Annotated in this window: 11 protein-coding genes; 9 read left to right on the forward strand and 2 right to left on the reverse strand. The window is 44.6% G+C overall.

The features are described from left to right. The first annotated feature begins 234 nt into the window (after window positions 1–234). The 4 genes from LQZ07_RS10850 (at window position 235) to LQZ07_RS10865 (ending at window position 2,884) form a co-directional block, all read left to right on the forward strand. Window positions 235–477, forward strand: a complete 243-nt coding sequence (locus tag LQZ07_RS10850; protein WP_227981349.1) for a hypothetical protein — start codon at window positions 235–237, stop codon at window positions 475–477. Then, on the forward strand, window positions 429–866 hold the full coding sequence (locus tag LQZ07_RS10855; RefSeq protein WP_227981351.1) for a GyrI-like domain-containing protein: 438 nt from the start codon (window positions 429–431) through the stop codon (window positions 864–866). The genes LQZ07_RS10850 and LQZ07_RS10855 overlap by 49 nt, the downstream gene beginning before the upstream one ends. 178 nt (window positions 867–1,044) lie before the next feature. Then, window positions 1,045–1,689 (forward strand): LysE family translocator, encoded by a 645-nt coding sequence (locus LQZ07_RS10860; RefSeq protein ID WP_152782240.1) that lies wholly within the window; start codon window positions 1,045–1,047, stop codon window positions 1,687–1,689. A gap of 28 nt (window positions 1,690–1,717) precedes the next feature. Beyond that, on the forward strand, window positions 1,718–2,884 hold the full coding sequence (locus tag LQZ07_RS10865) for an MFS transporter (protein ID WP_152782242.1): 1,167 nt from the start codon (window positions 1,718–1,720) through the stop codon (window positions 2,882–2,884). A 1-nt stretch (window position 2,885) separates the two neighbouring features. Here LQZ07_RS10865 and LQZ07_RS10870 read toward each other — a convergent pair whose 3' ends face one another. Continuing rightward, on the reverse strand, window positions 2,886–3,176 hold the full coding sequence (locus LQZ07_RS10870) for a hypothetical protein (protein WP_152782244.1): 291 nt from the start codon (window positions 3,174–3,176) through the stop codon (window positions 2,886–2,888). Between the two features lie 270 nt (window positions 3,177–3,446). Here LQZ07_RS10870 and LQZ07_RS10875 point away from each other — a divergent pair, with 270 nt between their 5' ends. Next, window positions 3,447–5,504 (forward strand): methyl-accepting chemotaxis protein, encoded by a 2,058-nt coding sequence (locus LQZ07_RS10875; RefSeq protein ID WP_194164126.1) that lies wholly within the window; start codon window positions 3,447–3,449, stop codon window positions 5,502–5,504. Here the strand turns inward: LQZ07_RS10875 and LQZ07_RS10880 are convergent. Continuing rightward, the gene (locus tag LQZ07_RS10880) at window positions 5,501–5,764 is read right to left on the reverse strand and encodes a hypothetical protein (protein WP_016400576.1); all 264 of its coding nucleotides are present in this window, start codon (window positions 5,762–5,764) and stop codon (window positions 5,501–5,503) included. The genes LQZ07_RS10875 and LQZ07_RS10880 overlap by 4 nt on opposite strands. A 189-nt stretch (window positions 5,765–5,953) precedes the next feature. Between LQZ07_RS10880 and LQZ07_RS10885 the strand changes: the two genes are divergently transcribed. The 4 genes from LQZ07_RS10885 to LQZ07_RS10900 all read left to right on the forward strand — a co-directional run bounded on the left by LQZ07_RS10885 (window position 5,954) and on the right by LQZ07_RS10900 (window position 12,189). Continuing rightward, window positions 5,954–7,696, forward strand: coding sequence for an SgrR family transcriptional regulator (locus tag LQZ07_RS10885; RefSeq protein ID WP_152782248.1), 1,743 nt, complete (start codon window positions 5,954–5,956; stop codon window positions 7,694–7,696). Window positions 7,697–7,840: 144 nt separating this feature from the next. Beyond that, window positions 7,841–9,271: a Wzz/FepE/Etk N-terminal domain-containing protein gene (locus LQZ07_RS10890; RefSeq protein WP_152782250.1), complete on the forward strand. Its 1,431-nt coding sequence runs from the start codon at window positions 7,841–7,843 to the stop codon at window positions 9,269–9,271. 13 nt (window positions 9,272–9,284) lie between these two features. Continuing rightward, entirely contained in the window at window positions 9,285–10,367 is a 1,083-nt protein-coding gene (locus LQZ07_RS10895; RefSeq protein WP_152782252.1) for a glycosyltransferase, read from the forward strand. A gap of 10 nt (window positions 10,368–10,377) precedes the next feature. Continuing rightward, the gene (locus LQZ07_RS10900) at window positions 10,378–12,189 is read left to right on the forward strand and encodes a sugar transferase (protein ID WP_152782254.1); all 1,812 of its coding nucleotides are present in this window, start codon (window positions 10,378–10,380) and stop codon (window positions 12,187–12,189) included. The last annotated feature ends 201 nt before the right edge of the window (window positions 12,190–12,390 follow it).

The following is a 12,390-nucleotide window of genomic DNA, read 5'->3' on the forward strand; positions in this document are numbered from 1 at the left end:
CCGTGCCCAGAGTCCAGTATCCAGTGGAGAAACTTAAAGCATATGCGGTTTTTAATGAAACGAATGTTGGAATGAAAGTAGATAGTTAATACAACACCGCTTAGGACAATGATGACTTAGGATAAGCGTGATAATCTACTAGGGTCTGTTGATCTTTGCTGATGGTTTTTGCAGCAATTTCAACACCAAAGATCAACAGACCCTAATCATTAGCTTGAAAATAAGAGTTCGCAGATGCAAGCCAAACATGAATGGAGAAAAAAGGAGAAGAGTTTCTATCTCCCGAAAAACAAACCAGAAACCCTTAGCGTTCCTGAGTTTTCCTTTATAAGTATTCAAGGCGAGGGGAGCCCTGCAAGCAGTGCTTTTACCAAAAAGGTAGAAGCCTTATATGCGCTCGCTTACACCAGTAAAATGATGCCTAAAAAATGGATAAGCCACCGCAAGGTTATTTTGATTTTACCGTTTATCCTTTAGAAGGTGTTTGGGATATTAGCGAAAAAGCAAAAGCCAAATTCGATGGCACCATTAATAAAGATGAGCTGGTATATCGTTTAATGATCCGCCAGCCAGACTTTGTCGACCAAGCGTTTTACCGGGATATGCTTGAACTAGCAAAACAGAAAAAAGCTAACCCCCTTTTCGAACAACTTAGTTTTGAGCAAATAGAAGAAGGGAAAACGGTACAAATGCTACATGTAGGACTGTTCGATGATGAGCCGCAAAGCTTTGAAAAAATGGAAGCCTTTGCCGTCGCAGAAGGCCTCGAGCGATTATCTAAAGTTCATCGAGAAATTTACCTGTCAGACCCTCGAAAAGTAACTCCAGACAAGCTTAAAACCGTACTCAGGTTCCAAGTAAAATAACCAGCAACAAACAATAGATTTACCGGTGTTTGAAGCAGCTTAAATTTGAGCATAGTTTGCCAAATTATGTTTTACTTTTATTGGTGTAAATAGTCTTTTCTGCTTAGGGCTTTGTACAAACTCCATGCTAATCTGAGATCTTTCGCGCACAAAGCAAAACACTAATGGAGTAGTAGCAATGTTAGGTATTAACGAGTTCTGGCTATTTGTCGTTTCGGGTATTTTGCTAAATTTGATCCCAGGACCAGACTCTTTGTATGTAATGGCGCGCAGTGCTAGCCAAGGTTTTAAAGCTGGCTCGGTGGCCGCGTTAGGCATTGGTGCGGGTACTTTTGTACATATAGCCGCGGCGGCGTTTGGTCTTTCTGCTATTTTGGCAAGTTCGGCTGCGGCTTTTACCGTGATCAAGGTTATTGGCTGTATTTATTTGTTGTATATGGGTTTTTCAATGGCCCTTTCAAAAAACACCCCCGATGCTACCTTGCACTTAAGCAACAATAAGGGCGCTGGAGCCAGCTATTCCAAAATATTTAGCCAGGGCTTTCTTACCAATAGCTTAAACCCTAAAGTGGCGTTGTTTTTCTTGGCATTTGTTCCCCAGTTTATCGACGCAGCCGAGCCAAACAAAGCCTTAGCATTTGTGGTGTTAGGTTTGGTGTTTAATCTTAACGCTATGATTTGGGGCCATATTTTAGCTTGGTTAAGTGCTTCTATTTCTCATCGCGTACAGGCAAGTGACAAAATTAAGTGTTGGTTAAATCGAGGTTTAGGCGGCTTATTTGCTGCCTTTGGTATTCGCTTAGCTTTTTCTGAACTGAGCTAAAGCTCGGTTACTTTCATCAAGGATTATGATGCAGCGTTCTAAGAGACAACTTCTGTTAATGATGGCATTTTTAATGCCCTTTAGTTTTTCCATATGGATGGTTTTACTCAACAATTTTGCCATTGAAGTCGCGCAATTTACCGGTCGCGAAATTGGTATTTTGCAAAGCTTGCGTGAGATCCCTGGCTTTTTAGCCTTTACTGCAATTTTTGTACTGTTAGTGCTCAAAGAGCAAACTTTCGCTCTGCTCAGCCTGTTAGTGCTGGCGATTGGTATTGCCCTTACCGGGTTCTTCCCCAGTATTTACGGTTTGTACTTTACTACGGTACTTATGTCGGTGGGCTTTCATTACTTTGAAACAGTTAACCAGTCACTCACCTTACAGTGGATCCCAAAAGATGAAACGCCGGCCTTTATGGGCAAAGCTCTCGCGGTGAAAGGCGCTGCAGCGGTGTTAGCCTATAGCTCTTTATGGGCGCTACTCGAGTACACCGAGTTTGAATATGTATCCCTTTACGCCATGTTTGGTGGAGCAACCATAATAGCGGTGTTATTTATTGCCTTAAGGTTTCCGCATTACACCGCAGAACACGAACAACACAAACGGCTAATACTGCGCCAGCGTTATTGGCTGTTTTATACCTTGGTTTTTTTAAGTGGAGCGCGTAGGCAAATCTTCGTGGTGTTTGCCGGCTTTTTAATGGTAGAGAAGTTTGACTATTCAGTATCAGACATTGCCTTACTTTATCTTGCCAACCAAGTGCTAAATATTCTGTTTGCCGGAAAAATTGGCCAGTTGATCGGGCGTATCGGTGAACGTAGAGCGTTAATTATTGAGTACACAGGGCTAATTTTTGTATTTGCTGGATATGCTTTGGTGGACACCGCAGAGTGGGCAGCGGGCTTATATATTATCGATCATCTATTTTTTGCTATGGCGATAGCGATAAAAAGTTACTTCCAAAAAATTGCCGATCCTGCCGACATTGCCAGCTCTGCGGGGGTGAGCTTTACCATTAACCATATAGCCGCGGTGGTATTACCCGCGTTGTTGGGATTTGTGTGGCTGTATTCTTCATCCTTAGTATTTTGGATAGGGGCGGGCATTGCAGTGGCTTCATTGGCCTTTTCGTTTTTGGTGCCACGTCATCCCGATCAACATCAAGAAACCACTTGGGCGGTTAACGCTCGTTAGTTCACACCATAATGGCGATGATGCTGCCAACCGTGCCAATGGCTGTTAATACTTGTCCTGCGGTGTAGGCGCCATCATCGTTGTCCTTTACCTCGTTGGGCTTGTCCATGCCTAAGGCGCTGTAAGCAAAAGATTTTACGGCGTTGTCTTCTGGCTCGTTTGGTTTTTGGGTTGCGGTTTGCTCTGTAGTGTTTGTTGGCAGCTGTGGGGCTTTAACCGCTTTAGCTTGTTGCGCAGCTGCTTGCGCCATGTAGGCGTTACTTGCCGAGCCATTAATCGATGATAAAGACATTGCGTCATTCCCAATAAATTCCCTTTACAGTCATTTTATCGGCAGAGCTTGCGAGGAGTTAAGCAATAGTTTTAGCTTTTATAGTATCCGTAGCTGTTTATTTTTAACCAGTAATATCAAAAGCTTAAAACCAACAAGTAAAGCCTATATCAACTGAGAAACAATTGTTGATCCTATCCATAAAATAGCCGAATTGTTATTGCTGAAAATGTTTACCCTCGTTAACGTCAATAACCACTACGGAAAGTATTGTTGGTTATGGGGTACAACATGGTAGAACGATTTAACTATTTCAATCGCTTGAGAAAAATGTCTATTTCGCGACAAGTGGTTACGGTGGTTACGGTGGTAGCGGTTATCGCTAGTACCTTTGTTACAGCAATTCTTATTGCCGTTGTGGGCTTAAATAGTATTCAAAGCCGTAACCAAACCTTAGCAACACAATCTCTGGTGGCCTTACAAAATGCTTCTGAGGTCGAAGCCGCATACTTAAAAATGAACCATTTGGTTCTGGCTATTCTCACCTCGAATAATCAACAACAATTGGATGATCTGTACCAAGGCTGGCAACAACAGCGCGATGCTACAGAGTCTTTATTAGAGCGAGCCATCGCCGGCTCAACTGCTCAACAACAAACGTCTATTATCGCTAGTTTCTCTGCTTCTAAGTCTATGGTGCACCAGTTAGACAAGGAGTTGGTGGCGGTATACCAAGCGTTATCACAAAGCTATAGCGAAGCCGACGAACTGACTAAATTATTTAATCAGTTTATTTTGCAATCTACCGAACTGTATAACGACATGGGGTATCAGGTTGAACCTTACGCCTTGGAAGATCAGTATATTCGCGATATCTACCGAACGTATATGGCCGCCTCGCAACGCGTTCAGCTTAAGGCATTTGAGTTGGTGTCGGTAAACGATCCTAATGCGGTGAACAAAATACTCGCAACTATTCGCTCCAGTACTACTCGCTTAAGCACTTGCTTTGAAGATTTAAGCTTTGAAGTGGAATCGATTAACAGCCACGCCGATATTCAAAGTAACTGGGCATTCTTTATTAAGCATGTGCAGCAACCTCAAGGTTTGTTATCACGGATACTTGAAAACAAACGAAACATTCAGCAAGTCGGCTTAAAACGTACTGAGTTAGAAAGCGAAATCGAAAAACAAATTACCGCACTTAGGCAGTTAGTAAGCACTATTGATAGCCAAACCGATACGATGGTTAACGAGGCAGAAAGTCTGGTGACAAAGGTAAGCATTAGCGCCAGCGTTGCAGGTTTTATAGCCTTATTGGTTGCAGTTGCTGCGTGTATTTCGATTAGCCGTTTAATCAAACGGCCGATAGATGATTTGGCTAAGGTTACACAGGCCATGGCCAAAGGGGATTTTACCTTACATATGCAGCATCACTGGAATGGTGAATTTGCCAAAGTAGCAGGCTGGGTGAATGAAGTTGCCGAGAATACCAACCGCTCTTTAAGCGAAATTGCTCAAGTAACTAACGAACTAGAAACCATGGCTAATAGCAATGCCAATATAACTGGTGAAATTAAAGGCAAAAACGACCATCAGAATACCAGTTTAGCTAGCGTTGGTAGCGCCATTACGCAAATGGCGAATGCCAGCCAAGAGATTGCCACCATTGCTAGTGATTCCTTCCATCAAACGGAAAGTGCAGACAATCGTTTAAAAAGCGGTACCAGCGTTATGCAGCAAAACCAGCAAACTATTCAAGCCTTGCAGCAGCATATTTACAGTACTCATGGGGCTATGGAGAGTTTGTTAAGCGATGTGCAAGACGTTAAATCGGTATTAGAAGTTATCCAATCCATTGCCGATGCCACCAACTTGCTGGCGTTAAACGCAGCGATTGAAGCGGCAAGGGCAGGCGAGTATGGCCGCGGGTTTTCGGTAGTGGCCGACGAAGTAAGATTGTTGTCTATGCGCACTGGTGAGCAAACGAAGCAAATTGCCAAAGTAATGGCCCGCCTAGAAGAACAAGCAAGCACGTCTATGGAGTTGATGGACGAAAGCCGTAGCAAAATGGGTGATACCGTAAGCTTAAATAATCAATTATCTGAGGCGATTTCAGAGGTAGGTGAAGATATTCAGCAACTTAGGGATATGTCTCACAGCATTAGTACTGCTACCGAGCAGCAGCGCGAAGGTGCTAGCAGTATCACCAAGGAAATGGCTTTATTAGCTCAGCAAGCAAAAGAAAACAGCCAAACATTAGATACCCTAGCTGCTGAAGGCCAGCGCTTAAACGCGCTGTCAAATCAGCAAGAAAGTAATGTTGGCCGCTTTAAGCTAGCAAGCTAAAAATGCTCGCTAAGCTCTTCATCACTTAAATTAGATACATCCCATTGGCATAAGCTCAACATCGATTGCAGAGCAGCTTGAGCCAATGGGCTATGGCTATGCAACGCCTGTTGTTTTGTGTGTTTGGCCATGGTGGCTGGAGAGGCTGCAGCCACTAGCTTATCACTGGCTTTGTCTTTAACTTGCGCGCTGTTCAAATGGTTTATGTTTTTGCGATAGTGCATAAGCTGCTGATTGGCTTTAAGTTCTAAACTAGTCATTGTTTTCCTCTAAGAGCTGTTGTTAAACACAAGGCTATTTTGCGCCCATTAAGCGGAATGAAAAACAGATAGTCTTTGGGTTTTTACTTCCCTAAATTGTCTTTATATGTAGTTTTTCTCCCATTTTTCTGAGGTTTTTTCTAAACAAAGCTAAAATAAGGAAGTTTCTACGATAAAAGAGGTAGGGTTTTGCAGGCGATTAAATTACTAAGGTACTACTTAAAGCTTACTAAGTTTGGCACCAAAGAGCCGGTTAAGCTGGCTTTGGCCGATATTGCAGAAGCGGTAAGCACTAGCCCACGACATGCCCGAACTTTGTTAAAACACATGGCCGAGCTTGGGTGGCTTAATTGGCAGCCAAGTGTTGGTCGCAACCAGCGCTCACATTTGAGCCTGCTGTTTAGTGAAGCCGATCTAAAGCAACATTTGGCTAAGGCACAAATTGATTCTGGAGATTATAGCGCTGCGTTAGCCCTGCTAGACGATGACCAACAATGGTTTGGCCGGCTACTTATTGCTACCTCTGGTGCTAGCCATCGAGATGGTTCTCTTAATTTGCAACTAACTTATTCGCGGCCTTTTTCGGCTGTATTACCTCACTTGTTGCTACGTAATAGTGAGCGTTTTTTGCTGCGCCAGCTGTATGCTAATTTGGTTAGATGCGACGCCGATGGGAGTATTCATGCAGACTTAGCCCATCATTGGCAGTGCGATGAGTCCTTTAAGGTTTATCGCTTTTACTTGCGACCACAGCTGCAATTTCACGATGGCAGTGTAGTCGATGCCCATGCTGTTGCCGACTTGTTTAATGCATTGCAAAGTAATGTCCAATATCAACATGAACTAAGCCATGTCACTGGTGTTAAGGCGGCTAACGCCTTAACGGTAGAATTTACCTTAGCCAGCGGTGACCAGGGGTTTGCTGGACTACTGGCAGACCCAAAGTATGCCATTCAACCAGCCTTGCAACTTAGCCAAACAGGGGAGAGCAGCAAGCAAGTGGTTGGTTCTGGCCCCTTCACGTTAATTGCCCACAATAGTCAGCGGATCCATTTACAAGCCAATGCTAGCTACCACGGTTATCGCGCCTTGCCTGACGAGGTGAGCATTTGGTTTGTCGCTAAAAGTTCGGCAGCAAAAGAGGGCCAATACGCTTTTACCAGCAATGATCAAAGCCAGCCTCAACATCTACAACAACGTTTAGAATTTGGCTGCCAATATCTGCTGTTTAATCAACAACGGCAAATGCTTAACTACAGTCAAAGGCGCTGGCTATCAAGCTATTTGCAGCCCGAAGCGCTTTTGCTTGCGGCAGAAAAAAGTTTACAAAGTATGGCCGTAGAGCCTGCTTTTAGTTTGTTAGACATTTGGCAAGATTGTTTTAGTTTGGCTGCAGAGAGCGTCCCGCTACCCAACGAGCTTAGCATTGGCTTTTATCAACATGATGATTTGCAATTGTACGCCGAAACCATTGCCAAGTTGCTTAATCAAGTAGGCGTAAGCACTCAACTAACAGCGTATTCCTATGCCGATTTAAACCATGCTGCTAGCCAAAATACGTTAAGCCAAGACCTGATAGTGACAAGTTACAACTTAGACGATAACCGACCAGCATCGGCGTTTCGGTGGTTGTTTAACGACCCGATTATTAAGCATTGTGTCGGCAGCGATAATTGGCAATGGATGCAAGCCCAGCTTAGTGACGTTCGTGAAAACTCTGCACTGCAAGACTACTTCAGCAAGATGACGCCGTTGGCCAATACCTTAGTAAGTGAGTATTGGTGTTTGCCTTTATTTCATCATTGGCAATCTTTGCGTTTTCAAAACGTGTTGCAAGGCGTTGCGATGACAGATTGGGGCTGGCCACAAATTAAAGATGTATGGACCTCACAACAGTTTTCTAAGGCTGAGTCGCTCAAATTTAGTTGTTAATTCAGCCATGCCTAGGTGGCAGTTGCAAAATGCAAGTTTACCACCTTTATCAAAGTAAAATTTAATGTAACTTACTGATTATTAATAAATAAAAATCTTGGTATGAAATTCGCTATTCAACACTTGAATCAAGTGGAGAATGTAATGGGCGAATTATTACCAAGAGTTTATTTAATCGTTGATGCGCTATGGCGCAGACGTTATCTAATTGTCTTGCCAATACTTCTGATGCCAGTGGCGGGAGCACTCGTATCAATGTTTACCGACAAACAGTATGCCTCGCATACCAGTATGTTGGTGCAAGAAACCGCCAGCTTAAACCCATTTCTGGAAGACTTAGCCGTGTCGGCCAACGTGGAAGGGCGCATGGAAGCGTTAACTACGCTGCTGCACAGCCGCCACGTTTTAAGCGAAGTGGCGATTGAACAAGGTTTGATGTTTGAAACCGACAGCGCCAGCAAAAAAGAGCAAGTGATTAATCGATTATCGGCTTCGTTAAGCGTTCGTCAGGTTGGTAAAGATCTCATTCGCATCGACTATAAATCGCCTAATCCTCAGGGCATGAGCCAGTTATTAGAAACCGTTTCTAAGCACTTTGTAGAGCAATTGCTAGCGCCAGAGCGTTCGTCAATTAAAGAGTCTGAGCGCTTTTTGCGAGAGCACTTAAGCCTAAGCAGCATGGAGCTAGAAGAAGCCGAAGAAGCATTGGCAATTTACCGCACCCAACATGCCGATGCATTACCAGAGCAGCATTCTGCGAACATTGAGCGTTTATCGCAAGTTCGCCAACGCCTTATTGAACGAGAAGCGGAGCTAGCGGGTGCCAAACAAAGTTTAGGTAGCATCGATCAACAATTGTCGCGCACCAACCCAGTATTAACTCGTTTAGAAGAACAAATAGTGCTCAACCGCGCCGAGTTAGCCACCTTGATGTCACGCTACACCGAAGGTCACTCAAAAGTTCTCGCGGTTAAACGGGTATTGCGCCATTTAGAAGAAGAACGAGCTCAAGTATTAGCGCAGCCCGAATCGGCAGTAAGTAACCACGACAGTTCGGCTTTATTGCAGCAGCAAATTTCTATTACCGAATCTAATGGCGAAATGCTGATTGTGCAGGTTGAAGCTTTAATGATTGCCCGCCAACGAGTTGATGCATTGGCCGAAGAAGTCTCGCAATTGCGCAGTTTAGCGTCTTCTTTACAGCGCCAAGTGGGCTCGGTGGGTGAACAAGAGAAGCAGTTGCGCATTCTAAATCGTAACCTGCGGGTTAAGCGTAGCCTGTATGAAAATTTACTCACTCGCTATGAGATGGCGCAAGTAACCGGTGCGCTTGGCGTATTTGAACAGTCTGATCGGATCAAAATTATCGACCGCCCTTACACTCCCAGTGGCCCATCAACCTTGCCTTTATGGATGTTTGTTGTTGCTGGTTTAGTGGGAGGCATAGCCCTAGGAATTAGCTTAGCAGTGATTGCCGAGCTTACAGACTCAAGCTTACGCACCATTAAAGAAATTGAAGACATCGCAGGCGTATCGGTATTAAGCCGCATTCCGCCGCTTAAAGAATCGCATTAAAGAGGATGACCCAATGAGTATTTGGATCCAAGTAGTACAACACTTACAACCTGGCGGCATCGAAACCATGGCGCTTGACCTACAGCGCATGGAAGAAGCGCATGAACAAGGCATAATTATTTCTTTAGAAGGTACCAAAGAAGAAGCGTTAGCCGCATGGCCTCGTTTGATTCCTTTTGCCGACCGCCTAATGTTTTTAAACAAGCCAGCTGGCTTTAGCTGGAAAACCCTGTGGAAACTTACCAACTTGTTTCGCCGTTGGGCGGTGCCAGTGGTGCACACTCATCACATTGGGCCGCTCATCTATGGTGGCATTGCTGCCCGTTTAGCCAGAGTAAAAGTAGTTATTCATACCGAGCACGACGCCTGGCATTTGCGCCAGCAGCGCCGTCGCATTTTGCAAGGTGCAATTCTTAAATGGGTTAAACCTATGCTAGTGGCCGATGCCAATTTGGTAGCCGGTGAACTAAAAACTGCCTTAGGTGTTACCGACGAAAACGTGCAAGTGATTAAAAATGGTATCGACACTCACAGTTTTACCCCCGGCAATAAACTCATCGCTCGCGAGGCCTTAGGTTTACCTAATAACTGTCAAATAATTGGATGTGCAGGGCGTTTAGAAGTAGAGAAAGGTCAAGCCGTATTAATTGAGGCGCTGCCATTTTTACCTGCCGATGTGCACTTGGCCTTTGCCGGAGACGGCAGCCAACGCCAAGGTTTAGAGCAATTAGTAGAGAGTTTGCACCTTAGTCATCGGGTACATTTTCTAGGCGCACTAGATTGCATGCCGCGCTTTTACCAAAGTTTAGATTTGTTTTGTTTACCATCTTACTTTGAAGGCTTGTCGCTGGTTATTTTAGAAGCGCAAGCCTGTGAGGTGCCAGCTGTGGTGACTAATGTAGGCGCCTCTACCGAAGCCTTGTGCCCGCGCACTGGCACAGTGGTAGAGCCAGGTTCTGCGTTTGCTATGGCGCAAGCTTTAGAGAAAAAGCTCGAAAAACCGAGTAGCGGAAATCCACGCCAATTTGTTAAGCAGTCGGGCGATTTACGCACTACCGCACGCAATTACGCGGCCTTACGCCACCGTTTCTTATAAGGGGATAATCATGAACGCATTAATTTATGTAACCTTAATCGCAATGTTCTTGGTGGTTTATCATCACGCTTTATATCCTTTGTTGTTAAAGCTTTTGAGCAAAGACAAAACGCAAAATTCCGAGGATGAAATTCAAAGCGTTGCGCGCAAATATCACCAACGCGAGCAAGATCAGCAATTGCCGAGCATAGAGTTACTTATTCCTGCTTATAACGAGCAAGATTACATTGCGGCAAAGCTGATTAACCTCGCTACCTTAGATTACCCCGAAGATCGCTTAAGCATAAAAGTGATATGCGATGGCTGCAGTGACGATACCGCCAGCGTTGCAAGAGCGTGTTTAGAAGACTTAGCATTTTGCAGCTTTTCCATAGAGATATGTGAACAGCTGCAAAACCAAGGCAAAGTGGCGGTGCTTAACCAGCACATTTCGCAAAGCAAAGCGGATATTGTGGCATTGTCTGACGTATCAGCGCTTATTTCGGTAGACGCAATGTTAATTGCAGCTCAGCATTTTGGCCAACCGCAAGTTGGCGTAGTGTGTGGTTACTATCATCTACTAAGCCCTGGTTCGGTAGGTGAGCAGGCTTACTGGAATTACCAACGCGAAGTGAAACGTTGTGAGGCAAACATGGGCGCACCTTTGGGCGCACATGGCGCATTTTATTTGATTAAAAAGTCTCTATTTAGAGTAATGCCAGACGACACCATTAACGATGACTTTGTTATTCCAATGGACATAGTCGCCCAAGGCTACAAGGCTGTTTACGAACCAAACATTCGCGCTTTAGAGCTCGAACACGCCGCCGACAGCCAAGACCGCAGCCGCAGAAAGCGCATTGGTGCGGGCAATTTACAGCAACTTATTCGCCTTCGCCATATGTTGCTACCACGTTTTAAAGGGGTGGCCTTTACCTTCTTCTCTGGCAAAGCCTTACGAGTAACCATCCCTGTATTTATGCTCACCAGCTTTTTTGGGGCCATGGTGTTAGCTGCGCAATCTGCAGTATTTGCAGTGTTATTTGCTTTGCAGGTTGTGGCTTACAGCTTAGCGATGTTGCCGCGCTTTATGCCTAATGCAAAACTACCAAACGCAATAGGCAGCCTAAATTATTTAGTAGAAGGGCACTTCTCCAGCATGATGGGCTGTGTAGATTACCTTCTTAAAAAGCTACAGCGTCGCTACTTAAGTGGCTTTGTAAGCCCCTTAGTTGCAGTGGGTAAAAGGCTATTTGATCTGCTGGGGGCAACGATATTGCTGCTGGTATTTAGTCCCTTATTTCCTTTGGTGGCACTAGCCATAAAGCTGGATAGTAAAGGGCCGGTTTTCTACCAGCAAACTCGAGTAGGCTTGATGTCTGACAATGTAGTGCAGCTGTTCGACATTTTTAAGTTTAGAAGTATGCGAGCCGATGCCGAATCTGGCATTGGTGCTGTTTGGGCGGCAAAGCAAGACAAACGCATTACTCGAGTGGGGCGGTTTTTACGTAAAACCCGAATTGATGAACTACCACAACTCATCAATGTACTTAAAGGCGAAATGTCTTTGGTTGGGCCACGACCAGAGCGCCCAGTTTTCTATCAAACGCTAGAAAACTCCATCCCTTTTTATAGTGAACGCACAGTGGGTGTAAAACCCGGCATTACCGGTTTAGCGCAGGTAAACTTGGCCTATGATTGCTCAATTGAAGATGTAAAACAAAAGCTCGCTTATGATCATTGCTACGCGCTAAGCCTTAGTCAATGCAGTTCTTGGCTCTACCAAGACATAAGCGTACTGCTTAAAACGGTGTGGGTAGTATTAGCAGGAAAAGGGCAATAAAGGCTGGCTCTTATTACTAAGCTGCAAGTTTGGTTGGCTGTTGCTTTTTGCTCCGATAAGCAACTTCCTATTTTTGCCAAATAAAAAGTTTAATCTTTGCGCGTTTATCCTTGAGGTGGAAAATTTCAGGCGTAGTATCAGTTACTTAGCTTAGTGTTGAATTAGATAATAGGTTTATTAACTGTGCATGCGCGTTTTGCC

The organism is Agarivorans sp. B2Z047, from assembly GCF_023373605.1.
GTDB classification, from domain to species: domain Bacteria; phylum Pseudomonadota; class Gammaproteobacteria; order Enterobacterales; family Celerinatantimonadaceae; genus Agarivorans; species Agarivorans albus.